Genomic DNA, 24,480 nt, shown 5'->3' with positions numbered 1-24,480 from the left:
TGTGACGTTTATTGGTCGTTCCCTTCTTGCGTCTTTTCTTGATTGTGTTGGAAAGGCTGGCTGTTGCGCAAGGCTGTTGTCGCCAGCGGCGCAAGGCCGGCGCGGCGATGCTCGATTTCGATGATGACGGATGCTGCCGGGGCGGCCAGTCTCATGGCCGATCGATCGCCGCGATAACAATCCGCGGATCACTTGCCAGTCCTGCGGCGCCCTGCAAGGTGCGAGCCATCAAGGTCATGATCTCGGCTGTTGGCCGGCAAGCCCCGTCTCGCCAGCGCGTTTCATAGGATGAAATTATATATACCAACGTTCATGCCGCGCAACGACTAACGCTACGTTCGCGGCGTATTTCAGGCTGCAGGCCAAGTCGGCCGACGCCGACGGGACAGGGCTCGCATGCCCTGTTACCAGCAGACGTAGCCGCCGTCGACGATCAGGTCGAGGCCGGTGACGAAGCTCGACGCCCGGCTGGCCAGGAACACCGTCGGCCCGACCATTTCCTCGGGCGCCGCCATTCGTCCCATCGGCGTGTCGCGTTTGAAGATCTTGACCTCTTCCGCAACCTCCGGCCGCTTGTTCATCGGCGTCAGCGTGTAGCCGGGGCTGACGACGTTGACGCGCAGCCCGCGATCGGCCCACTCCATGGCCAGGCTCTTCGACAAATGGATGACGGCGGCCTTCGAGGAATTGTAGTGCGCCTGCGTCAGCCCGCGATTGACGATGGTGCCCGACATCGAGGCGATGTTGATGATCGAGCCCTTGCCGCGCGCCAGCATCTTGCGCGCTTCGGCCTGGCAGGACAGGAACACGCCGGCGACATTGACTTCGTGCACCTTCCGCCATTTGTCCAGCGGCAGCGTCTCGGCCGGTTCCGATCCGGCAATGCCGGCATTGTTGACAGCGACGGTCAACGTACCGAGGTCGGCTTCGATGCGATCGATGGCCTTGGCCAGGTCGCTCTCCGACGTCACCGTGCCGGTCAGCACCAGCGCCTTGCGCCCGAGTGCGGTGATCCGGTGGGCGGTTTCGTCCAGCCCGCCCTTTGATGCATGGCCAAAACAGGCGACATCGGCGCCGGCTTCAGCCAGCCCAATCGCGATTGCCTGGCCGATGCCGCTGCCGGCACCGGTGACCAGTGCGACATCGCCGTCCAGTTTGAAGAGATCCATCGACAGCCTCCCTGATCAGGGAGGGTATGCGCTGACCCATGTTTCGATCAAGTCTTCAGCGCGCTGCGCGGGCGTACCTAGAAATATCCGTCGGACGCGGCCGTGGCCTCCTTAGGGATTTCGACGCCGTCGACCAGGATCTTGTCGACCAGTTCGTGGTGGAAACAGACCAGTCCCTTGATGCGTTCTGCTTCATGCACCGGCTCTGGATAGTACCAGACCAGGTTCTCGTGGCGCTTCTTGGCTGTCGTCACGTGATAGTAGTTGGAGATGCCCTTGTAGGGGCAGCGTGAGATGTAGCGGCTGGGCGCAAACATATCGAGCCGTGTGTCCGAAATGGGCAGATAATGGCGCACTGGATGCCCGGTCTCGAACAGGAACACGCCGCGCCGTGAATCTGCGACCTGCTCGCCATCGAGGATAACCTGTACGCGCCGCGAGGAGGGCAGGCAGTCGACGCGGCGGAACGGATCGCGGGCATGGACGAAGATCTCCTCGTCCTCCTCGAACCAGTGGCCCATCTTGCTCCACACGAACGACATGTAGCCTGAGATCGGCGGGCAACCCTTGACGGGATCGAGATAGCGCCATGCGCCATCCTCGACCAGGGTGATGCCTGTATTGAGCGAGTAGTGCGTGGCGACGCCCTTGTATGGGTCTTCCGTCGTCGTCTTCGAGGGCAGCAGGAATTCCTCGCGCACGTCCTCGATCGGAAAATAGTAGACCGGCAGATGGTCGGATTCGTACAGAACCAGTGCCCTGGTGGTGTCGGCAACGGTCATCGAACCGACCTGGACCCGCAGCCGCTTCAGCGAGGGCATGGTGAAGGCGACATAGCCGGGCTCGAAATCGTACTGCACGATAGTGTCGAGCACGGGGAAATGCGGTCCGCGACCGCGCAGATGAGGCTTGCGAATGGTAGTCTCCCGTTTCTTGTCTGTCGTGGCCGGACGAGGGCGCATGGCTAGCGCGATATGAGGCCGGGCTGATGGCCGGCGAGGGCTTCCGGGCGGCGGGCGTTGCCGGTGTCGAACCGCTGGAACGATGGCCCCCCATCGTTTGTCGCGGCCCTGTTGCCGGACAGCCTCGCCGCCCGAAACACGGAGCGGTCCAATCTGGCTTCTGCCTGTTCGAGCATGATCTCGGCAGCCTCTACCCCAGCGACACACGATCGAGCAGCAGCCCGGCGGCGATCGGCGGCAGGCCGCTGACATTCTTGCGCACCGGCACCAGAAGGTCGGGGAAGTAGCTGAAGATCACAGGCGTCTCGTCGAGCAGCAGTTTCTGGATGTCGGATGCCGCCGCGCGCTGCGCGCCGATGTCCAGCGCCTTGAGATAGCTGGCGACCATGCCGTCATAGGCAGGGCTCTTGAAATGCGCGGCGTTCCACGGGCCGTCGCCGACCAGGGGGCTCTTCAAAAAGACATTCGGCACGCTGCGGTGAGCGTAGTCGGTGATGCCGAGCGGGCTGTCCAGCCAGTCCGACTGGCCAAACACCGCCTTGCCGTAATATTTGTCCTGATCCTCGATGTTGAGCGAAATGCGGGCGCCGATCTCCTTGGCGAAATTCTGGAACAGTTGCGCATAGCCCGGAATGTCGGAATAGCGCAGCGTCGTCAGCGTGATGTCGAAGCCGCTGGCGAGGCCCGCCGCATCCATGAGTTGCTTGGCCTTGGCGATATCCTGGGTGCGCTGCGCCACCGACTTGTCGGTGGCGGGGAAGGCCGGCGCGAACGGGCTGTCATTGCCGGTGGCCGCCATGCCGCGGCACAAGCCGTCGACCAGCTTGGACCGATCGATGCTGAGCGCAAGCGCCTGGCGCACGCGCTTGTCGGTGAAAGGCGCCATGTCGCAGCGCATGTGAAGCTGGCGGTGCGCCGTCGAGGCGACGCGCAGCACCGTGATGTCGGGGCTGTTCAGCACCACCTGGCTGACGTCGAGCGGAACCGCGTCGAGAATGTCGACCTCGCCGGCCTGCAGCGCCAGGATGCGCGGTTGCACATCACCGTAGAACTTGAATTCGAGACGGTCGGGCAGCGCTTTTTCGCCCCAATAGTCGGGGTTGCGGACGAAGGTCGCACCGACCTTGGGCGTGTAGGTCTCCATCCGGAACGGCCCGGTGCCCTCGAAGGTCTTTTCGTAGTCGCCCTTGTAGCTCGCCGGCAGGATGACGGCGTTGTAATTGTCGATCGACACCGAGTAGGGAAAACTGCCGTTCGGCGCGTCGAGATGGAAGGCGACGGTGTGGTCGTCAACCTTCTGGGTTCCGCCTTTCGACAGCAGGCCCTTGAACACCGACAGCGCGTTGGAGGCGCCATTGGGATCGGCCAGCCGATCGAACGTCGCGACAACGTCCTCGGCCTTGAAGTCCTCGCCATTGTGGAATTTCACGCCCTTGCGCAGCTTGAAGGTCCACACGCTGCCGTCTTCGTTGGGCGACCAGCTTTCCGCCAGAACCGGTTTCAGGGTCAGGTCCGGCTGGGTGATGCAGAGGAATTCGGCGGTCTGGAAAACCAGCTGGTAGCTGCCGCTGTCATAGAAGGTGACGGGGTCGATGGCGCCGCCCGGCGTCGCCACGCCGGCGCGCACCGTGCCGCCCGGCTTCCCCTCGGCGAGGGCCTTTTGCGTCCCGAAACCCGCCGCTCCCAAAATGCCACCAAGCAACGGCAGCGACAGGCCAAGCACGCTGCCGTGGCGCAGGAAATCGCGCCGGTCGACCCTGCCGGCCAGCAATTCGTCGACAGCGGAATTTTCGATTGCGGTCAGGTTTTTGCGGGCGGCGTCAATCGTCATGAAATGCCTTGGCATGGCTGCATTCCTCGCTTGCCCTTGGGAGATCGGCCATTTAGGGCATTGTTGACCGCGACCGGAAAGCGATATTTTTTGATAGGGTCCATCGAAATTTTCGATGGAGGAGTGATGGCATGGATACCGAAAACCTGCGCAGCTTCCTCGAAGTCGCCGAACATGGCAGCTTCACTGTCGCCGCCAACCGGCTCAATCTCGCGCAATCCACCGTCAGTGCGCGGATAAGGGGGCTTGAGGAGCAGTTGGGGCGCCGGCTCTTTGTCCGTGACCGCGACGGCGTCACGTTGACGCCAGCCGGCCGGCAGTTCCTGCCGCATGCCTCCTCCATCACTCGCACCTGGGAGCAATCCAGGCAGGATATCGCCGTTCCCGATGGCTACGAGACGCTGTTGCGCTTCACCGCGCCAGCCTATCTGTGGGAGCGCATCACCTCGCCATGGGTCGAGTGGATGCGCACCAGAAGGCCGAACGTGGCGCTACGGCTGGAAGGAAGCTTTCCCGACCAGGCAATCGACCAGTTGGCCGAAGGCTTGCTCGACATCTGCATCCTCTATCTGCCGCGCCCACATCCCGGCATCGTCTACGAGACGCTCGCCGTCGACCAGGTGGTGCTCGTCCAGCATGCCGCCCAGACGCAGCCGTGGACCGAAAACTACATACTGATGGACTGGGGGCTCGAATTCCGCATCGAGCATGACCGGGCATTCGCCGGCATGGTCAAACCGGCTATCTCGGCGGGGCTGGTCTTCATCGGGCTCCAGCATGTCCTGTCGCAGCACGCCGCCGCCTATCTGCCGCTCAGCGCCGTCAGCGGGCATATCGAGCGCGGCGAAATGCGACGCATCGACAACACGCCGGTATTTCAACGGCCGATCTATCTCGCCTATCCCAGCAATCCCGCCTCGTCCGACACGCTCGACGTCGCGTTGACCGGGCTGCGCACGCTGGCCAGGGATTGGACCGAAGGTCAGGGGTTTTCGGAAGGCGACCGTTCCCTGGGCATCGCCAGCCAGGTGTAACCGGCCAGGCAAATGCCCCATGCGATGTCTCGCTATGCCGGTTCGGCCACCGCTGTCTTTTGCAGCCGCGCCAGTTCCGCGTAGGGAATATGGCAGCGGATCGAGTGTCCCGGCTGCGCCTCGGCCAATGGCGGCTCCTGCTGTTCGCAGATGGACCCGATCTTGCGTGGACAGCGCGTGTGGAAGACGCAGCCCGAGGGCGGGTTGGTGGCGCTGGGGATTTCGCCGTCGAGCCGAATGCGCGCCGTCTCGGTCTGGTCGAGCTTGGGCACCGCCGAGAGCAGCGCCTCGGTATAGGGATGATGCGGCCCGGAGAAAACGTCCTCCGATGGCCCGAGCTCCATGATGCGGCCGAGATAGAGCACGGCGATCTTGTCGGAGAGGTACCGCACCACGCCGAGGTCGTGCGAGATGAAGATGTAGCTGACGTCTTCCTTCGACTGCAGGTCGGCAAGCAGATTGAGGATCGCCGCCTGGACGGAGACATCGAGTGCCGAGGTCGGCTCGTCGCAGACCACGATACGCGGGTCGCCGGCGAAGGCGCGCGCAATGGCGACGCGCTGCTTCAGCCCGCCCGAGAGCTGGCGCGGTTTGACAGCCAGATGCCGGTCGGTCAGGCGTACCGAGCGGACGAGATCGTTGAGGCGCGCCTCGAGGGCGGCACCCCTGAGCCCCGCCAGCCGCTTAAGCGCCCGGCCAATGAGATGGCGGATTGAATGCGAACGGTTGAGCGCCGAATCCGGGTTCTGGAAGACGATCTGCATCGCCTTGACCTGGTCGTCGTCGCGGTTCTCCAGCTTCGGCGCCAGCGCCTTGCCCTCGAGCTCGATGGTGCCGCCGGCATCGGGCGGCACGAGCCCGAGCAGCAGCCTGGCGAAGGTGGTCTTGCCCGAGCCGGATTCGCCGACCAGGCCGAGCGTCTCGCCGGGCCTGAGATCGAGCGACACGTCCTTGACCGCGCGCAGCGGATAGCCATGGCTGGCATAGGTCTTGTTCAGCCGCGCCACACGCAGCACCGGCGCGCTCGCGGGCTTCGGTGCCGGCGCCACGTCGGCGGGCGTGGCGCGCGGCAGCGATTGCGCCTTGTCGTGATGGAAGCAGCGCGACAGCCGGGTTCCGCGCTCGTCGCTCAGCTCATAGAGCGGCGGCAGTTCGGTGCGGCAGCGGTCGTCGGCGAGCGCGCAGCGGTCGGCGAAGGCGCAACCCTTGATGACGGCGCCGATGCCAGGCAGGAAACCCGGAATGGTGTCGAGCCGGCCCTGGTCCTTGCGCTGGCCGCCGCGCGGCAGGCAGCGCAGCAGCGCGACAGTGTAAGGATGGCGCGGATCGTTGAAGACGACCTCCGTTGGTCCTTCCTCGACCAGCATGCCGGCATAGAGCACGCCGACCCGGTCGCACATGTTGGAGACGACGGCGAGGTTGTGGCTGATGAACAGGATCGAGGCTGAGAGTTCCCGCCTGAGCTGCGCGATGAGGTCGAGCACCTCGGCCTCGACTGTGGCATCCAGCCCAGTCGTCGGCTCGTCGAGGATCAGCATCGAGGGGTCGTTGGCCAGCGCCATGGCGATCGCCACGCGCTGCTGCATGCCACCCGACAGCTGGTGCGGATAGCGCTGCATGACGCTTGGCGGATCGGAGATGCGCACCCGGTTCAGCATGGCGATGGCGCGATCGGTGGCCGCCTGGCCGGTTATGCCGCCAAGCTCGAAAATCTCGGTCAGTTGCCGGCCGATGCGGATCGACGGGTTCAGCGCCTTGCCCGGATCCTGATAGACCATGGAGACGCTTTCGGCCCGTGCGCGCCGCAGTGCCTCGGCGTCGAGCTTCATGACATCCTGGCCGTCGAGCGAGATGGCGCCGCCCGATATCGAGCCGTTGCGCGGGAGGTAGCGCACCACGGTGAGCGCCACCGTCGACTTGCCGCAGCCGGATTCTCCGACCAGCCCGTAGGCCTCGCCCTGGCCGATGGTGAGGCTGAGATTGCGCAGCACCGCGCGATTGCGGCCGGCGACCCGGTAGGCAACCGACAGGTCTCTGAGTTCGAGCGCGTTTTTTGCCACGGCGGGTTCAGTCATTGAAGGCCCCATGCACACCGTCGGCGGCCAGGTTGACGCCGATCACCAGCGAGGCGATGGCCAGCGCGTCGAACAGCACCGTCCACCAGAAGCCGCCGCCGATCATGCCGTAATTGCTGGAGATCGAGAGGCCCCAGTCGGGAGACGGCGGCTGGATGCCGAAGCCCATGAAGGAGAGCGTGGCGACGGCGAAGATGGCATAGCCCAGTCGCACCGTGGTCTCGACCAGGATCGGCGGGATGACGTTGGGCAGGATCTCGACGAACATCGTATGCAGCGCGCTCTCATGCCTGAGCTGTGCGGCCGCGACATAGTCGAGTTCACGCTCGGCCAGCACCGCCGAGCGCACGGTGCGCGCGATGATCGGCGCGAAGCTCAGGCCGATGACGATGATGACGGTGGTCTTGGAGGTGCCGAGCGCGACGATGGCGAGCAGTGCCACGATCACCACGGGAATCGCCATGAAGGCTTCCAGGATGCGGCTGACGACATCGTCGACGATGCCTCGGAAATAGCCGGTGAGCAGGCCGAGCGCGGTGCCGGCGACCGTCGCCAGCAAGGTCGCCAGCGGCGCGACCGTCAGGATATCGCGCGAGCCGACGATGACGCGCGAGAACACATCGCGGCCGATCTGGTCGGTGCCGAACCAGTGTTCGCGCGAAGGCGGCGCCAGCGCGTTGATGATGTCGTCGGCGAGCGGGTCGTAGGGCGCGAAGTGTTCGCCAAACAGTGCGCAGGCAACCCAGAACAGCACGATGGCGAGACCGACAAGGAAGGTTCGCGAGCGCAGCAGGGAGAAAAAGACTTCGGCCAGCGGGCCGCGCTTGCGCGTGTCGTCCTGTGAGGTGGTCTGGACGGCGCTCATTGGTCTGACCCCAGGCGGATGCGCGGATTGAGCACGGAATAGAGGAAGTCGGCGGCCAGGGTCGCCACGGCATAGACGATGCCGATGGTGAGGATGCCGGATTCCAGCATCGGAAAATCCTTGCCGCGCGCCGCGGTGAAGATCAGCGAGCCGATGCCCTGGTAGCGGAACAGCGTCTCGATCACGACCAGCCCGCCGATGAGGTAGCCGGTCTGGGTGGCGATGACGGTGATGGTCGGCAACAGCGCATTGCGCAGCACATGGCGCCAGATCACCGTGCGCCAGGGCAGGCCCTTCAGCACGGCGGTCCGCGTATAGTCGGAATCGAGCGCCTCGATCATGCCCGAACGCGCCATGCGCGCGATATAGCCGAACAGCACCAGGAACAGCGGCAGCGATGGCAGGATCAGATAATAGAGCTGGGTGAAGAAGCCGGCATTTCTGGGCCAAGCGGCCGAGATCGGCAGCCAGCGCAGCCATACGCCGAAGATCAGGATCAGGATGATGCCGGTGACGAACTCGGGCAGCACCGTCACCGACAGGCCGCCGAGGCTGATGATGCGGTCGAGCGGACGGTTGAGGTTGAGCGCCGCAATGACGCCGCCCAGAATGCCGATCGGCACCACCAGCACGAAGGCGACGGCCGCCAGCTTCATCGAATTGCCGAGCGCATCGATGACGAACGGCGCCACAGGCGAGCGGAAGATGTAGGAGGTGCCCATGTCGCCCTGGACGAAGTTGGAGATCCAGCTCCAGTACTGGACAAGCAGCGGGCGATCGACGCCGAGTGTGTGATTGAGCGCGTCCACCGCGCGCTGGTCGGCGAACGGGCCGAGGATCGCGCGCCCGACATTGCCTGGCAGAACCTGGCCGCCCAGGAACACCATGATGCTGAGCAGGAACAGCGTGATCAGCGACAGGGACACACGCCGCGCAAAGAAGGAGAGAATGGCTAAGACTCCTTGCAAAGCCAGCTCCCCGGAGGAGCTGGCTATTAGAGGACTGGCTTTCCCTTTTCGCTTACGCCTTCGACGCCTTATCGAGGAACAGCTGCGACATTGCTGTCGGCTGCACGCCGGCCACGCCCTTCGCCGTTGCCGTCAGGTAGTCGTAGAAATAGCCGAAGATGACCGGGGTTTCCTCGAGCAGAAGCTTCTGGATCTTGCCGGCGTCGGCCTTCTGGGCTTCGAGATCGAGTGCCGCGATATAGCTGGTCGCCAGCGCGTCGTAGTCCTTGTTCTTGAAGTGCGCTGCATTCCAGGTGCCGTCGCTCTTCAGCGGCGCGGCAAGGTAGACGTTCGGCACGCCGCGGTGGCCGTAGTCGGTGATGCCCATCGCCGAATCCAGCCAGTTCGACTTGCCGAACACCGCATCGCCGTAATAGGCGCCCTGGTCGAGGATGTTCAACTCGAGCTCGATACCGATCTCCTTGACCCAGTTCTGGATGAGCTGGGCGTATTCGGGGATTTCGAGGTAGCGCTCGGTGGTCAGCGTCATCTTGAAGCCCTGGCCGACGCCGGCGGCTTCCATCAGTTGCTTGGCCTGCGCGATATCCTGCTTGCGCTGAGGCACGCTGGTATCGGTCGACGGGTAGACCGAGGCGAACGGGCTATCATTGCCCAGCGCCGAGCGTCCCTTCATCAGGCCGGCGGCAAGCTTTTCGCGGTCGAGGCAGAGCGCAATGGCGCGGCGCACGCGGGCATCCTTCGTTGGGCCTTCGTCGCAGTGCATGTGCAGTTGCTGATGCGCCGACGACTTCAGGCTGATGATGTCGACATTCGGGTCGTTGAGCAGCGCCACGCCCGCCAAAACCGGCATCTGGTTGATGATGTCGATCTGCCCGCCCTGCAGGGCCAGGATCTGTGGCTGCATGTCGGCGAAGAAGGTGAATTCGGTGCGATCCGGCAACGCCTTCTCGCCCCAATAGTCTTCGTTGCGGACGAAGGACGCGCCGACCTTGGCGGTGTATTTCTCGATCTTGAACGGCCCGGTGCCGTCGAAGCTCTTCTCGTAGTCGCCCTTGTAGGTCGCCGGGATGATGACGGCGTTGTAGTTGTCGGATGACAGCATGTAGGGGAAGTTGCCGTTCGGCGCATCGAGGTGGAACTCGACCGTATAGTCGTCCACCTTCTTCGAGGCGCCCTTCTGCAGGATGCCGTTGAACACCGAGAGCGCGTTGGACGAATTGGCCGGATCGGCAAGTCGGTCGATGCTGGCCACGACGTCATCGGCCTTCATCTCGCCGCCCGAGTGGAACTTGACGCCCTTGCGCAGCTTGAAGGTCCACACCGTGCCGGTGTCGTTCGGCTTCCAGCTTTCGGCCAGAGCCGGCTTGAGCACCAGGTCGGGGCCGTCGACGCAGAGGAATTCGGCTACCTGCTGCATGACCAGGAGGCCGCCGGCGTCGGCAATGGTGACCGGATCGATGGCGGCTGCCGGCACGCTGCTGGCGACACGGATGGTGGCGCCGGGTGCGCCCTGGGCGCGGGCCAGCGACGGCATGCCGCCAAAGCCGGCGGCCGTGGTGATGCCTCCAAGCAGCGGCAGCGACAGGCCGAGCAGGCTGCCATGGCGGATGAAGTCGCGGCGGCTGACACGGCCATCGACGAGCCCGTCGATCAAGTGATTTTCGAGCGGCGAGCGATTACGCCGGATCAGGTCGAGAATGCGGTAGTTCTTGATCATGGGTTTAACCCTTTCCCCTGTTTCTTATGGTTGATGAATGTGTTTTCAGTTGACGAAAGTCCGTGGAGTTCTCCTGTCCCGGCCATCAACGATGTCAGTCGACCGGGACTGTAGCATGCGGTTTTTCTGGGTCCATCCGATCCTTCCGGCGTGCGGGTCAGATTTTCTTGAGGCAATGCTTCCATCCGTCCGGTCCTGCCGTCGCCTTCCGCGCGCGGCGGCGGACTCTTATTCCGTCTCCTTTCCCGTCTCGTACTCCTAGTTCAGCGGCAAACGGCGATATGTCCCGGGCTTGGCCGGGTCGTGATATTTGTTGCACGGGCCGTTCTCGGCGAAGTCGCGATGGCAGGCCGCGAGATTTTTCCGCGACAATGTGACACCGAGACCCGGGCCTTCCGGGACACGCACCGTATTGTTCTCGGGCGAAAACGGCCCTTGCTCGGTGATGTCAATCGGTTGCATGCGAAACAGCGACTGGTTCGGCTCCCGGACCCAGCCGAGCGCCGCGCACAGGTGCAGGTAGGCCGCGCTGCCGATGCCGCTGTCGCCGCTGTAGCACCAGAAATCGATGCCCGCGTGCTCGCAGGCACCGACGAACCGCAGCATCCGGCCGATGCCGCCATGCACCGTCGGGTTGCCGACGAAAGCATCCGGCACCTTGAGGTCCATGGCGCGCGCAATGTCGATATTGTGGGTCGAGAACGGGATCGAACAATGGCGGCGAAGCTCGCGCATCTCCTCGATCGTCGCCACCGGATCCTCCCAGTTGCGCACGCCGAGATCTTCCAGCGGCCGCGCCAGCCGCCGGGCGGTGGCCAGCGAATAAGCCTGGTTGGAATCGATGCGGATCATCGCATCGTCGCCGAGCTTCTTGCGGATCAGCTCGACCATTCTCAGCGAGACTTTCGGGTCGTCGGTCGAGAACTTGCCTTCGAAGAACGTCGTTCCATGCGTCTCGTGCAGTTCGACGCAATAGTCGGCGACGGCTCCCGGCGTCGTCTCGCCCTTTACACCAGCCCCATTGCCGCGCAGCGAAAAGTAGTCGGTAAACGGGATGTCCTTGCGCACGGCGCCGCCAAGCAATTGGTAGAGCGGCTGGTTCCATGCCTTGCCGCGTAAGTCCCAAAGCGCCATCTCGATGGCGCCGAAGGCCATGATGCGGGCGCGGTCGTTGATCGACTGCACGCCGGTCCAGAAGGGCAGGCTGACATGCTCGGCGCCGGCGATGTCGAAGGCGTCGCGGCCGACCAGCCGTTTGGCGAGACCATCGTTGATGATGGCGGCCGCCGCCGGCGTCGGCGCTTCGCCCAGCCCGACAAGGCCGTCCTCGGTCTCGACTTCGACGATGGTCGGCGAAAAACCGTCGAGTTCGCCGAACACCCAGGCATAGGGCGCTTCGAGGCGAAGATTGATAGGCGTCGCCTTGATGCTGCGGATCTTCACCGGCTGACCTCGAAGAAAGGCTTGCCGAGCAGGTCGGGAACGACGTCGATGCCGAGGCCCGGCCCGTCGGGAATGCCCATGCGGCTGCCGGTGACCGGCGGCGCGTTCGACGCGGTGCGCACGGTCACCCATTCATGGAAGGCGATCGCATGCAGCCGCCGCTCCTCCGGCGTCGACAGCGACAGATGCGCCATGGCGGATGTGTCGATCTCGGCGCCGCCGGTGTCCTCGACCGTGATCATGAAGCCGAGATCGACGGCGACGTCACGGATCAGCCGGGTCTTGGTGACGCCGCCGAGCCGCGAAATCTTCAGCGTCAGGCCGTCGGCCGCGCCGAGGCGATGGATTTCCAGCATCGCCTCGAGCGAGGTGACGGATTCGTCGAGCACCATCGGCTTGTCGAGCATGCGGCGCACCGACATGTTCTCGTCGATCGTCCTGCAGGGCTGCTCGAACGTGTAGTCGATCGCCCGCGTGGCATCGGCGAACTGCCGCGCCTGGTAGGGTGTCCAGCCGGCATTGGCGTCGCAGAAGATGACCGTGCCTTTCGGTACCGAGGCGGCGACCGCCGTGACGCGCTCGATGTCGTCATGGACATTGCCGCCGACCTTGACCTGCAGCCGTTGGAAACCGTCCTTGATGATGCGCTTGGCAAGTGCGGCCATTTGATCGACCGTGCCATGGGTGACGACCTTGTAGAGTTCCGCCGTGTCGCTTTCCTTGCCGCCGAGCAGCGTCACCAGCGGCACGCCGGCCGCGCGCGCCGCCAGATCCCAGCAGGCCATGTCGAACGCCGATTTGATGTAGGGATGGCCCTTGAACACGGTGTCCATCAGCCGGCCGATGCTGGCCAGCCCGCACGGGTCCTGGCCGATGAGGTGCGGTGCGATCTCCGGCACGCCGGCTCTCGTGCCGGCCGGGAAGGCGGCCGAGTAGAAATTGCCGAGCGGCGCCATCTCGCCCCAGCCGGTCAACCCGCTGTCGGAGGTGATGGACACGATCACGGCGTCGAAGCAGTCGGCCACGCGCCCCTTGGACATGCGGTAGGGGCCGTCCACGAAGGGCTGCACGACGTGATAGGCTTTGATGGTTTCGATCTGCACGTGGGTATCCATTGTCCGCGATGATGGGAGGGATCAGGCGCCTTTCGACGGGCGCCGTTCAAGGCCGCGCGCATAGGCAAGAAGCTCTTCGAAATCGAGGTCGATATGCTCGCGGGCATGGCGCTGGGCGGCACGCATGTCGTCGCCCTTGAGCAGCGCCACATAGGTCTCATGGACATTTTCGGCCGGCACGGCTTCCTTGCGCGCCTGCTGGTGCAGGGCAAAGTACATCTGCAAACGGCTGGTCAGCCTTTGCCAGGTTTCCAGGAGCACCGAATTGTCGGCCCATTCATGGATCAGGCCATGCAATTGCAGGGCGGTTTCGATCTGCCTTGTGGTGTCGCGGTCGCGCGTCGCCTGTTTCACCGCCTCGTGGCGCCGGTCAAGCTCGTCCAGGAAACGCTGGTCGCGCTGCTTCCACATCCGCTCGATGGCGAACTCGTCCAGCACCTTGTTGAGTGAATAGGCATCGTCGATGTCCTTGGCGGTGACATTGATGACGAAGGTGCCGGCATAGGGGATGCTGGTCAGGATGCCTTCCTGCACCAGCTCGCGCATCGCCTCGCGCAGCGGCGCGCGGCTGACCCGCATCTGTTCGGAAATCCGGAGCTCGTTGAGCTTCTGGCCGGGTTCGAGCTGACCGGTCAGGATCGCGCGCCGCAGCAGTGCCACGATTTCGGCACGGCGCGTCGTGTCGGCAATCGGGCTGAAATCCGTCTTCACCATCCGGCCACTCCAGCGAGAACAGAAGGCAAGACAATCATATTGTCGACAATCTAACAAGAGGCCATGCTCGAATTTCTGAGCTTTGCTTGGCAGCCCGGCCGGCTGGGCTGAATCAAGCCGCGCGGCCATAAAAACCGACACGCTCCTCATCGCTGAACATCACGCCCGGCTTCTCATAGTAGGAGAACACCGCGATCATCCGTTCGCGGTCGCCTTCGACCGTGGTGACGCGATGCGCGGTGTTCTTACCGCGAAACACGTTCAGCGTACCGGGCTTCATGCGCAGGACCCTGGCTTCGGGATCGCGCCCTTCGAGCAGTCTGGCAACGCCGTCATAGTTTGCATCCTCATCCGATCTGAGATCGGTGCGGTATTCCAGGTCACCGCCGCGCTCCGCCTGTTGCAGGAGCAGCGTGGTGGTGAATTCCGAGCGGTCGAAGTGCCAGTTCAGCGCTTCGCCGGCGCGATAGGCCATCACATTGGCGCGTGCCAACGGATCCTGCATGACATGCAGTCTGGCCTTGCCCATCGTCGCGGCGAGGAAACGCACCAGCGGTTCGTATTCGTAGATCGCCATCACCGTGCTGCCGGGAATCTGGTCGGCGCAGACGGTGTGGCTGATGGTTTCCACCTTGCGCAGCGCCGGGTGGTCGGGTGCCAATTCCGGAATGCTGGGCTTGAAGTAGATGTTGTGCAAACGCTTGTGGACATGGGACCGCGTGTCCATGACCGGCTTGATTTCCCGCACCGCTTGTTCGGCGATACCGGGCCGCAGAAAGCCCTCGAGATTGAACATGCCGTCGGCTGCGAGCGCGGCGATGGACTGCTCGACGAGGCGATCCCATTCGGGGCTGCCTTCGCGATCGAGCGGATAGCGGTCGAGGTCGAGAATGTCTTCCATGTCGTATGCTCCAATCGGGAAGCTCCAAGGTTGGGCACAGAAGACGGCAAAAAATTCTTTCTCTCAACGTGGAAAATTATTAGGATCGGCCAAGAAAAACTTCTGGAGGCTGATGTGGACCGGCTGCCGCCGTTGAATGCGATCAAGGCCTTCGAGGTCGCCGCCCGCGCCGGCAGCTTCACACTGGCCGCGAGCGAGCTTGGCGTCTCCTCGGCGGCGGTCAGCCAGCAGATCCGCAATCTCGAAACCTGGTTCGGCAAGCAACTGTTCGTGCGCACCGGCAATCGCATCGCGCTGACCGACGCCGGCCACGCCATCTATCCGCAGACGGCGCGTGCGCTCGGTGACATTGCCGCCATCGGCCAGCGCATGCTCGAAGGCGGCCTGAGGACACGGCTTGTCGTCAGCGTGCCATTCTCGCTGGCCGAACTGTGGCTGGCGCCGAGGCTGGCCGTGCTCCTCGAGGCCTTCCCGCACATGGCGATCGACGTGCGTGCCGAGGATGATCCGATCGACCTCATGCGCCAGAATGTCGACCTGCGCATCAGCTATGGCGACTATCACTATCCCGGCCTGCGGATGGTCCGCCTGGTCCATGACGATGTCCTGCCGGTCTGCGCGCCGGACTTCTGGCAGCGGCACGGCAATGGCGATACGGGCCTCACCGATCTGCATGAGAGCCTGTTCATCCACACCAATTGGGCGCCGAACTATGCCTCGCACCCGAGCTGGGCCGATTGGTTCGCGGCATGCGGCGGCAACCGGTCGCCCGACCCGTCGCAGGGGCGCCGCGTCGGCCTCTCAAGCCTGGCGATAGCCTCGGCTCGGTTGGGCCTCGGCATTGCCCTTGGACAGCGGGTGATGGCCCAGGGCGATCTGGATGCGGGCCGGCTGATTGCGCTTTCTTCCGTCTCGGTGCGCCTGGGGCACCCCTATTGCGCCTTCATGCCGCCGGCAAAGGCCGATCGCGCCGACGTCGCCGCTCTGGTCGGTCTGCTCGTGAAAACGGCGCCCGCGACCTGAGAAAGGGTCGAGGGCGCCGCGCGGAAACCGGGCCTGCGGGGGAGTCAGGTAGCCGGTTTCTGTGGGAGGGGCGAAATCGGCATTCCGGGGCCGATCTTCTGCAGATTGCCTGTGATCACCTGGTCGCCTTCGGCGACGCCGCTGAGGATGGCGACCATGTCGCCGCTGGTCGGCCCAAGCGAAACCAGCCGCTGGTCGACCGTATTGCCCTTGCCGACGACGTAGAGATATTTGCCGAGCTGGCTTGATCCCAGCGCGACCTGCGGCACCATCAGCGCGTCGGGCTGTTGTTTGACGTGCAGCCGCACGCGAACATACTGGCCTGGCAAGAGCGTGAACTTGGCGTTGCCGATGGTGGCGCGTGTGGTGATCGTGCCGGTCGAGTGATCGATCGTATTGTCGATGAAGGTGAGCTCGCCCTTCTGGTGGGCTTCGGTCTCACCCGGAAGCAGGACCTCGACCTCGATTGGGCCGGCAGCACGCGCTTCCTCGATCTGCGCCAGATCCGTCTCGCTTGGATTGAAGGTGACGTAGATCGGATCAAGCTGCACCAGCGTGTTGAGCACGGTGCCGGCAACGCTGACCAGCGTTCCCACGGAGGCCTGGTTGCGGCCCAGGCGTCCGGGGAATGGCGCATGGATTTCAGCGTAGCTCAAATTGAGCTCGGCCGTGCGCACGGCGGCCTGGTTGAGCGCCAGCGACGCCTGCGCCTCGCGCAAGGTGCTGGTGCGCTGGTCGAAGCTGTCCTTGTCCAGGTAACCGCTCTTGGCAAGCTCGGTACCGCGGCCGAGATTGGAACGCGCATAGTCGAGCGTCGCCGTATCGCGCTGCACCTGGGCCTTCGCCTGATCGAGCGCGGCCTGGAAGTCGTCGGGCGAGATCTTGTAGAGCGTGTCGCCCTGCCGCACATCGGCGCCGTCTTGCGCCGTCTGTTCCTGCAGGTAGCCAGGGACGCGCGCCTGCAGCGTGATGCTGCGGATCGGCTCGGTCCGCGCGGCATAGTCGAGGTAGATCGGGATCGTCTTTTTGACGACGCTCGCCACCGGCACCGGCATGACGAACGCGGCTGGAGCGGGCGCGGCCCCGGCCGTGCCGGCATTCAGGCTGAGATTGCCCATGTCCAGCAGGTGGACGCTGGCCACCGAGATCGCACCCAGCGCGACAGCCGTTCCCAACGCGATTTTCCATTTACGCATGATGATTCTCCAATCTTATTCGGCCGCTTCCGCCAGGGGAGGGAAGGCGGGTTTGGCCGTTGGTTCAGTGTGTTGAGAGGCGGGCTCGTCGCCGCCGCGCCGTTCGCGCAGCTGTTCGATGACCGCGTAGAAGACAGGCACGAACACCAGCGACAGGATGGTCGCCGCGACCATGCCGCCAAACACGGTGGTGCCGATCGACTGACGGCTTGCGGCACCCGCGCCGGTGGCGATCATCAGCGGCACCACGCCGAGGATGAAGGCAAACGCGGTCATCAGGATCGGCCGCAGTCTCAGCCGGGCGGCCTCCATCGATGCCTCGACGATGGTGAGGCCTTCCTCGCGCCGCCGTCTTGCGAACTCGACGATCAGAATGGCGTTCTTGGCCGCCAGGCCGATCAGCATGACGAAGCCGATCTGCGAATAGACGTCGATCTGCATGCCACGCATCCAAAGTGCCGCGAACGCGCCGAACAGGGCGAGAGGCACCGCCAGCAGCACCATGAACGGCATCGCCCAGCTCTCGTACTGCGCCGCCAGGATCAGGAAGACGAAGACGATGGCGAGGGCAAAGACAACCGACGCGATCGATCCAGCCTTGAGCTCCTGGAAGGTGATGCCGGTCCATTCGAAACCGAAATCCCTGGGCAGCGCGGTCGCCGCGGCCCGCTCCATGGCGGCGACCGCCTGGCCCGACGAATAACCGGGCGCGGCGCCGCCATTGATGGTGGCCGAGGCATTGTTGTTGTAGTGCGGCACGGTTTCCGGGCCGACGAACGGCACGAGCTTGCCCAGCGTACTGAGTGGCACCATGCCGCCGGAGGCATTGCGCACATAGAGCCGTGAAATATCGGCGGCACCCGCACGAGAATCCTTGTCGGCCTGGATGGTCACCCGGAAGGTGCGGCCGAACAGGTTGAAGTCGTTCACGTAAAGCGAGCCGAGATAAATCTGCAGCGTGTTGAAGACGTCGGGCAGGTTGAGGCCGAGCAGTTTCGCCTTGGCGCGGTCGAGATTGTAGTTGAACTGCGGCGTCGAGGTCGAGAACGGCGAGAACAGCTGCTGCGGATTGATTTCCGGTTGCTTGCGCGCCTCGGCGATCACCGCTTGCGTGGCATCGTTGAGGGCCGTGCTGCCGCGGCCGGTGAGATCCTCGACGACGAATTCGAAGCCGCCTGTCGTACCGATGCCGGGGATGGACGGCGGATCGAAGGAGAGCGCGAAGGCCTCCGGGATCTGCAGCAGCTTCATGCGCACGTCGGCGACCAACTTGGAGGCGCTCTGGTCGGGACCACGCTGTTCCCACGGCTTGAGGATGGCGAACTCGACGGCCGAATTCGACTGCGCCGCGCTGGTCAGGAAGTTCAGGCCGCTGATCGAGCCGACGATGTCGACGCCGGGAGTCGCCTGCAGGATGTCGCGCGCCTTCTGTGCCACCGCATCGGTGCGCTCCAGCGAAGCGCCGTCGGGCAGCTGGATGACGACGAAGAAATAACCCTGGTCCTCGACCGGAAGGAAGGTCGAGGGCAGCTTCTGCCAGACGAAATAGGTGGCGACTAGGCCGGCCGCGAACAGGCCAAGCATGATCCAGCGCAGCCGGATGAGGATGCGCACGCCCTGGGCATAGGCATGCGACAGCCTGTCGAAGCCTGTGTTGAACCAGCGGAACAGGAAGAATTGCGTCTCCCCGCGATGGCGCAGGAAGGCCGCGCTGAGCGCGGGACTGAGCGTCAGCGAGTTGAATGCGGAGATACCGACGGAGATCGCCACCGTCAGCGCGAACTGGTTGTAAAGCTTTCCGGAGACACCGGGAATGAAGGCAACCGGCACGAACACGGCCATGAGCACGGCGGTGGTCGCAATGATCGGACCTGTCACCTCGGCCATGGCGGCTTTTGTCGCCGCCAGTGGTTTCAGCCCGGCTTCCAACTGTCGCTCGACATTCTCGACCACGACGATGGCGTCGTCGACGACCAGACCGATCGCCAGCACCATGCCGAGCAGCGAGAGCATGTTGAGCGAGAAACCCATCATCTCCATGATGACGAGCGTCGCCACCAGCGACACTGGAATGGCGATGGTCGGAATGATGGTCGTGCGCCAGCTCTGCAGGAAGATGAACACCACCGCCACGACGAGCACCAGGGCTTCGCCGAGCGTGATCAGCACGTCATGCATCGAGGCCGAGACGAAACGCGTCGTGTCGTAATGCATGGCATAGTCGACGCCCTTGGGAAAACGGGCCGACAGTTCCTGCATCTTGTCCTTGACGCGCTGCTGCAGATCGAGCGCGTTGGAGCCGGGCATCTGATAGACGGCGAGCACCACGGTCGGGTCCTTGCCGAAGAAGGCCGAGGACGAATATTGCAGGGCGCCAAGCTCGATACGGGCGACGTCGCGCAGCCGCACCAGCGAACCCGTATCCGTGTTGGCACGCACGACGATGTCGCCGAATTCCTTCGGATCGCTCAACCGGCCGACGGCGTTGACCTGCATCTCGAAGGCGGTGCCGGCGGGCGCCGGCGATTGGCCGATCTTGCCGGCCGCCACCTGGACGTTTTGTTCGGCGATGGCGTTCTGGACGTCGACTGCGGTAATGCCGAGATTGGCGAGCTTGTCCGGGTCGAGCCAGACGCGCATCGAATAGCGCCGTTCGCCGAAGATCTGCACGTCGCCGACGCCAGGCAGCCGCTTCAGCGGATCCACCACCTGCAGATAGGCCAGGTTGGAGAGCGCCACCGGGTCGACGGAATGGTCGGGCGAGGTCAGGTTGACGATCAGCACGAAGTTCGGGTTCTGCTTCTTGATCGTCACGCCGCCCTGGTTGACGATCGCCGGCAGCGAGGATGCCGCCTGCGAGACGCGGTTCTGGACGTCGACAGCGGCGGTGCTCAAGGAATAGCCGACATCGAAGGTGATGGTGATGGTCGACGAGCCGTCATTGGAACTCGTCGACGACATGTAGGTCATGCCTTGCACGCCGTTGATCTGCTGCTCCAGCGGCGTCGTCACGGTGTCTGCCACCACTTGCGCGCTGGCGCCCGGATAGTGGGCACTGACCACGACCTGCGGCGGCGTGATGTCGGGAAACTGCGACACGGGCAGCAAGAAATAACAAATCGTCCCGGCGAGCACCATGATGATGGCGATCGCAGAGGCGAAGATCGGACGATGGATGAAGAAGTTTACCACGACACGCACGCCTCTCCAGCCGCTCTTACCCGCCCGAAGGCGTTGGCGACCCTGGACAACTGGCCATGCCCGTCACGGGACATTTCCCGTGAACGCAGCAACGGCACCCCGCGACGCTGCCCATCGGCAAGCGAGCGCAACATGTTTTCGAAGGCGCGAGGGTCGACCCCATCTGCTTTCATGACCAGCCGGATCATCGGATCCCGGACGGCCTCATCTATGGTAAGATCGCGGCGCTGTGGCATTGGCCGGCTCCTTGTCTGTCGATTCGCAGCCCATGCTCACGAACCGTTTTTCATCTCTTCACCGGCCGAAGCCGCATGATTGGCAATCTTTTCGTCCATCTCGATCTGGTAGGACCAGTTCACGACCTTGTTATTGACGACGGACGCTATAGGTGTTACCAGTAAGTAACATGCTGGAAGTTACAGACCGGTAACACCCTAGTCAAGAGGTGGCCGAGGGTTTTTTGGAAACGAAAGGAGATCATGATGACAGACGGCGTCGTGGAGCGCTCTCGTCCCCGGGATCGGATTCTGGAGACGGCGCGTGACATGTTCCATAAGCACGGCATCAAGGGCGTCGGCGTCGACGCCATCACCGAGGCTGCCGGCACGAACAAGATGACGCTCTATCGTCACTTCGAGTCCAAGGACGAACTGATCGTCGAATGCCTGCGCGCCAACGCCTTGAAAGCCGGCGCGATGTGGGAAACGTTCGAGGCCGAGCATCCGGGCGACAAACTCGCCCAGCTTCATGCCTGGGTTCGCAAGGCCGCCGCCATGCTCAACACCGATGGCCGCGGCTGCGACATGGCCAATGCCGCCGCCGAACTGACCGAACCTGATCATCCGGCAAGGCGCGTGATCAAGGAGCTCAAGGAAGCCCAGCGCGAACGCCTGGTCGGGCTCTGCCGGGATGCCGGTATCGGCCAGGCCGAACTTCTCGCCGATACGCTGTCGCTGCTGTTTGAAGGCGCGCGTGTCAGCGTGCAGACCGTAGGCGCCGAAGGCCCCAGCACGCAGTTCGTGCGTATGGCGGAAGGGCTGATCGTTTCCTTCAGGGGAACTGCAGCAAACTGACACCTGCCGGACTGCCAACGATCCATGCGATTCCGTGACCGGGAAGGACCGGGTGGCGTGGCGGCGTCGCGATTGCTGCCGATCGGAACGAAAAAAGCCCGCTGCCGGGAGGAGGTGGCAGCGGGCTCGATTTCGAATGTGGCGCGGGAGGAGGTGCGCCCCATTCAGCGTCGGCATCGCATCTGGGAGGAGTAGATGGCCGACAACCAGAAACTACGAATTGCCCAATGATTCGGCAACAATGAATTGTGCATAGCTGCTGTGCAGATTCGCCGTGGCGCCGCGCGAATTCGGGAAAGTGGGCCTCACTGCACCGGCACGTTTTCCCGGAAAATCAGTCGCGGCTCGATGAATTTGCGTGTGAGATAGGGCGCCGATGAGGCGATCGAGCCGAGCAGTTGGATGACCGACTGCTCCGCGATCAACCTGGCGTTCTGGTCGATGACGACGTCGGTGAGGTCGTCGACGAGATAGCCGCGCGTCTCCCTCGTCAGGTCGTGGCAGATGAACACCGGCTTGCGGTTGGGCCTGGCTTCCCGGATCGCCTTGGCAATGCCGGAGCGCCCGGCGCCGACGCAATAGATGCCGAGCAGTTCCGGTTCGTTGCGCAACGCCTTCATGGTTTCCGCATAGCTGGCATCGGGTTCGTCATTGATCTCGACGGCGCTGCTGACGATGAGATTGGGAAATTCCTCGCCGAGCACCGAGCGGAATCCCATCTCGCGCTCTTCATGGCCGCGATAGGAGCGCGAGCCGACGACCATCGCCAGCCGCCCCTCGCGTCCGCCGAGGAAGCGTCCCATCAAAAGGGCCGCCGTCCGTCCCGCCACGCGGTTGTCGATGCCGACATAGGCCGAGCGCGGTGCGGCCGGAATATCGGATACCAGCGTCACCAGGCGGATGCCGGCCTCGACGATGTCGCGCAGGATGTTGCGTGTCCTGGGATGATCGACCGCGATGACACCGACGCCGTTGGCGCGCAGCGACAATTTTTCGACCGCTGTCTGCAGGGCATTGGGCGAGATGCCGGCAAGATTGTGGATCCGGCAGGATGCCACCAGCGGCAGGCGTGAGGCGTAGTCCTCGATATGCTTTGCCAGATCCTGCATGAAGGCGTTGCTGCCGATCGGCAGGAAGAATTCGAGGTTTGCGGGCTTCGAGGGAAGCGTCACCTGGTCGGCGACAGGCAGATAGCCGAGCTGCTTGGCGGCCTCCATGACGCGTTGCCGGTTGGCGGCACTCGCTCCGGGCCGATTGTTGAGCACCCTGTCGACCGTGGCGGTCGACAGCCCGCAGTTCCTGGCGATGTCGGAGACGGTGGCCTTCATGCCGCGACCCTATATGCCGATGCTCCCTCAGTGCCCCGGCTTGCCATCGGCGAGGGCGTCGCGGATGTCCTTTTCCGACATGCCGGTGATGATGCGTTCGACTTCCGTCACGGTCGTCGTCTTCGGATCGATGTCGTCGGCGACCACCTTGCCCCTGCGCATGACGACGATGCGGTCGACCACCTGGAAGACATGGTGGATGTTGTGCGCGATGAAGATGCAGGAGTGGCCAGAATCACGCGCGTTGCGCACGAAGCTCAGCACGCCTTGTGTTTCGGCGACGCCGAGATTGTTGGTCGGCTCGTCGAGGATGATCAGGTCGCTGTCGAAATGCATGGCGCGCGCGATCGCGACCGCCTGGCGCTCGCCGCCGGAGAGCGAGCCGATCGGCGTCGTCGGCGGGATGTTCTTGGAGATGCCGACCTGTTTGAGCAGATCGCGGGCGACCGTGTTCATCGCCTCCTGGTCCATGCGGTTGAGGAAGCGCGGCGGCTTGATCGGCTCACGTCCCAGGAACAGGTTGCGCGCGATCGACAGTTGCGTGACCAGGGCGGAGTCCTGATAAATGGTCTCGATGCCGTGGGCGATGGCATCGCTGGTGCTGCGCAAGGTGACCTTCTTGCCGCGGATGAAGATGTCGCCGCTGGTCAGCGGCACCGCGCCGGAGAGAACCTTGATCAGCGTCGATTTGCCGGCGCCATTGTCGCCCAGCAGGCCGACGATCTCACGCTCGTTGACATGGAAATTGGCGTCCACCAGCGCCTGCACGCGGCCATAGGACTTGCGGATGTTCTGCATGCGGATCAATGGCTCGGCCATGGTTCAAGTCCCCGCCTGGTGCCGGCGTTCCAGCCACGAATGCAACGCCATCATGCCAAGGATGATCGCGCCGATGAAGATGTTGTAGGCAAGCCCGGGCACGCCGATCAGCACGATGCCGTTGCGCATGACGCGCAGGATCAGGATGCCGAGCACGGTGCCGATGATGGTGCCGCGCCCGCCGGTCAGCGCCGTGCCGCCGATCACCACCATGGCGATCACCTCCAGTTCGTAGCCGGTGCCGCTGTTGGGGTTGGCGGCGGATGTGCGCAGTGAGGAAATGACGCCGGCAAGCGACGCCATGAGCGAAGACAGCACGAACAGGCCGACCTTGACGCGGTTGACATTGACGCCACGGGCGCGCGCCGCGTTGGGATTGCCGCCGGCCGCCTGGATCCAGTTGCCGGTCCGGCTTTGCGTCAGGACATAGCCGAGGGCGATCGCGGCGGCGATGAACCAGAACAGCGACATGTAGATGCGGAACGGGCCGATGAAGAAATCGCCGACCAGCGCCTCCGCCAGCCAGCTGCCCTCGGCGCTCCAAGTGCGCTGCGGAAACCCGTCGGTGATGAAAAGCGCGCTGCCGCGCACCACCAGCAGCATGCCGAGCGTCACCAGGAAGGACGGGATCTTGAGCCGCGTGACGAACCAGCCATTGACCAGGCCGATCAAGGCGGCAACCACCAGCGCGACGACGAAGCCCATCTCCAGCGAGGTGACGCCGGCATTGAACAGCGTCCACATCAGCACCGGCGAGAAACCGAACAGGGACCCGACGGAAAGGTCGAATTCGCCCGACGTCATCAACAGCGTCATCGCCAGCGCGATCAGGCCGAGCTCGACGGTGAAGGCCAGCGTGTTGGAGATGTTCTGCGGCGACAGGAAGTCGTGGTTGAAACCCCAGAAGACGGCGATCTCGGCGATGAGCAGAACGAAGGGTCCGAATTCCGGCCGCGCGATCAGGCGTTGGATGAGCGAATGATTTTCCACTGGGAACCCGCGACATGGTTGGAACGGGCCGCGACCTCCACCGCATCGGGTGGACA

At 63.8% G+C, this 24,480-nt stretch carries 20 protein-coding genes; 3 read left to right on the top strand and 17 right to left on the bottom strand.

Annotated features, from left to right (window positions below; translation table 11 throughout):
• Positions 1 to 8: 8 nt before the first annotated feature.
• The 4 genes from EN850_RS36370 to EN850_RS16425 form a co-directional block, all read right to left on the bottom strand.
• Entirely contained in the window at positions 9 to 155 is a 147-nt protein-coding gene (locus EN850_RS36370) for a hypothetical protein (protein WP_189524564.1), read from the bottom strand.
• A 249-nt stretch (positions 156 to 404) separates the two neighbouring features.
• Positions 405 to 1,169 carry an SDR family oxidoreductase gene (locus tag EN850_RS16435; protein ID WP_136091766.1) on the bottom strand — a complete coding sequence of 255 codons (765 nt, stop codon included), beginning with the start codon at positions 1,167 to 1,169 and terminating at the stop codon, positions 405 to 407.
• A 77-nt stretch (positions 1,170 to 1,246) separates the two neighbouring features.
• A complete protein-coding gene (locus EN850_RS16430) occupies positions 1,247 to 2,044 on the bottom strand; it encodes a DUF427 domain-containing protein (protein WP_245464367.1) in 798 nt (265 codons plus the stop codon).
• Positions 2,045 to 2,321: 277 nt separating this feature from the next.
• Entirely contained in the window at positions 2,322 to 3,977 is a 1,656-nt protein-coding gene (locus EN850_RS16425; RefSeq protein ID WP_135865246.1) for an ABC transporter substrate-binding protein, read from the bottom strand.
• Between the two features lie 116 nt (positions 3,978 to 4,093).
• On the opposite strand from EN850_RS16425, the gene EN850_RS16420 reads away from it, so the two are divergent.
• Complete coding sequence (locus EN850_RS16420; RefSeq protein WP_135929798.1) at positions 4,094 to 4,996, top strand: LysR family transcriptional regulator; 903 nt, start codon at positions 4,094 to 4,096, stop codon at positions 4,994 to 4,996.
• A gap of 32 nt (positions 4,997 to 5,028) precedes the next feature.
• Here the strand turns inward: EN850_RS16420 and EN850_RS16415 are convergent, their stop codons facing one another.
• The 8 genes from EN850_RS16415 to EN850_RS16380 all read right to left on the bottom strand — a co-directional run bounded on the left by EN850_RS16415 (position 5,029) and on the right by EN850_RS16380 (position 14,794).
• Positions 5,029 to 7,071: an ABC transporter ATP-binding protein gene (locus EN850_RS16415; RefSeq protein ID WP_136091765.1), complete on the bottom strand. Its 2,043-nt coding sequence runs from the start codon at positions 7,069 to 7,071 to the stop codon at positions 5,029 to 5,031.
• Positions 7,064 to 7,936: an ABC transporter permease gene (locus tag EN850_RS16410; RefSeq protein WP_135881571.1), complete on the bottom strand. Its 873-nt coding sequence runs from the start codon at positions 7,934 to 7,936 to the stop codon at positions 7,064 to 7,066. The genes EN850_RS16415 and EN850_RS16410 overlap by 8 nt, the downstream gene beginning before the upstream one ends.
• On the bottom strand, positions 7,933 to 8,886 hold the full coding sequence (locus tag EN850_RS16405; protein ID WP_127279106.1) for an ABC transporter permease: 954 nt from the start codon (positions 8,884 to 8,886) through the stop codon (positions 7,933 to 7,935). The genes EN850_RS16410 and EN850_RS16405 overlap by 4 nt, the downstream gene beginning before the upstream one ends.
• A 70-nt stretch (positions 8,887 to 8,956) precedes the next feature.
• Positions 8,957 to 10,621 carry an ABC transporter substrate-binding protein gene (locus EN850_RS16400; protein WP_136091764.1) on the bottom strand — a complete coding sequence of 555 codons (1,665 nt, stop codon included), beginning with the start codon at positions 10,619 to 10,621 and terminating at the stop codon, positions 8,957 to 8,959.
• 258 nt (positions 10,622 to 10,879) lie between these two features.
• The gene (locus EN850_RS16395; RefSeq protein ID WP_136091763.1) at positions 10,880 to 12,064 is read right to left on the bottom strand and encodes a mandelate racemase/muconate lactonizing enzyme family protein; all 1,185 of its coding nucleotides are present in this window, start codon (positions 12,062 to 12,064) and stop codon (positions 10,880 to 10,882) included.
• Positions 12,061 to 13,167 (bottom strand): mandelate racemase/muconate lactonizing enzyme family protein, encoded by a 1,107-nt coding sequence (locus EN850_RS16390; protein ID WP_136091762.1) that lies wholly within the window; start codon positions 13,165 to 13,167, stop codon positions 12,061 to 12,063. The genes EN850_RS16395 and EN850_RS16390 overlap by 4 nt, the downstream gene beginning before the upstream one ends.
• 33 nt (positions 13,168 to 13,200) lie before the next feature.
• A complete protein-coding gene (locus EN850_RS16385; protein ID WP_136091761.1) occupies positions 13,201 to 13,893 on the bottom strand; it encodes a GntR family transcriptional regulator in 693 nt (230 codons plus the stop codon).
• Positions 13,894 to 14,005: 112 nt separating this feature from the next.
• On the bottom strand, positions 14,006 to 14,794 hold the full coding sequence (locus EN850_RS16380; protein WP_136091760.1) for a 2OG-Fe(II) oxygenase: 789 nt from the start codon (positions 14,792 to 14,794) through the stop codon (positions 14,006 to 14,008).
• Positions 14,795 to 14,908: 114 nt separating this feature from the next.
• Here EN850_RS16380 and EN850_RS16375 point away from each other — a divergent pair, with 114 nt between their 5' ends.
• On the top strand, positions 14,909 to 15,817 hold the full coding sequence (locus tag EN850_RS16375) for a LysR substrate-binding domain-containing protein (protein ID WP_136091759.1): 909 nt from the start codon (positions 14,909 to 14,911) through the stop codon (positions 15,815 to 15,817).
• A 44-nt stretch (positions 15,818 to 15,861) separates the two neighbouring features.
• Here the strand turns inward: EN850_RS16375 and EN850_RS16370 are convergent, their stop codons facing one another.
• The gene (locus EN850_RS16370; protein ID WP_127279204.1) at positions 15,862 to 17,013 is read right to left on the bottom strand and encodes an efflux RND transporter periplasmic adaptor subunit; all 1,152 of its coding nucleotides are present in this window, start codon (positions 17,011 to 17,013) and stop codon (positions 15,862 to 15,864) included.
• 15 nt (positions 17,014 to 17,028) lie between these two features.
• A complete protein-coding gene (locus tag EN850_RS16365; RefSeq protein ID WP_136091954.1) occupies positions 17,029 to 20,205 on the bottom strand; it encodes a multidrug efflux RND transporter permease subunit in 3,177 nt (1,058 codons plus the stop codon).
• 491 nt (positions 20,206 to 20,696) lie between these two features.
• Between EN850_RS16365 and EN850_RS16355 the strand changes: the two genes are divergently transcribed.
• The gene (locus tag EN850_RS16355) at positions 20,697 to 21,287 is read left to right on the top strand and encodes a TetR/AcrR family transcriptional regulator (RefSeq protein ID WP_127278974.1); all 591 of its coding nucleotides are present in this window, start codon (positions 20,697 to 20,699) and stop codon (positions 21,285 to 21,287) included.
• A gap of 305 nt (positions 21,288 to 21,592) precedes the next feature.
• Here EN850_RS16355 and EN850_RS16350 read toward each other — a convergent pair whose 3' ends face one another.
• The 3 genes from EN850_RS16350 to EN850_RS16340 are packed head-to-tail and all read right to left on the bottom strand — an operon-like array spanning position 21,593 to position 24,424.
• The gene (locus tag EN850_RS16350) at positions 21,593 to 22,615 is read right to left on the bottom strand and encodes a LacI family DNA-binding transcriptional regulator (RefSeq protein WP_136091758.1); all 1,023 of its coding nucleotides are present in this window, start codon (positions 22,613 to 22,615) and stop codon (positions 21,593 to 21,595) included.
• A gap of 27 nt (positions 22,616 to 22,642) precedes the next feature.
• On the bottom strand, positions 22,643 to 23,434 hold the full coding sequence (locus EN850_RS16345) for an ATP-binding cassette domain-containing protein (RefSeq protein ID WP_127278976.1): 792 nt from the start codon (positions 23,432 to 23,434) through the stop codon (positions 22,643 to 22,645).
• Between the two features lie 3 nt (positions 23,435 to 23,437).
• On the bottom strand, positions 23,438 to 24,424 hold the full coding sequence (locus tag EN850_RS16340; RefSeq protein WP_135881563.1) for an ABC transporter permease: 987 nt from the start codon (positions 24,422 to 24,424) through the stop codon (positions 23,438 to 23,440).
• Positions 24,425 to 24,480 lie beyond the last annotated feature (56 nt).

The sequence above is a fragment of the Mesorhizobium sp. M8A.F.Ca.ET.207.01.1.1 genome, from assembly GCF_004794715.1.
GTDB lineage: Bacteria > Pseudomonadota > Alphaproteobacteria > Rhizobiales > Rhizobiaceae > Mesorhizobium.
Note: the sequence above shows the minus strand (reverse complement) of the source record. Positions and strands in the feature narration are given on the sequence as shown.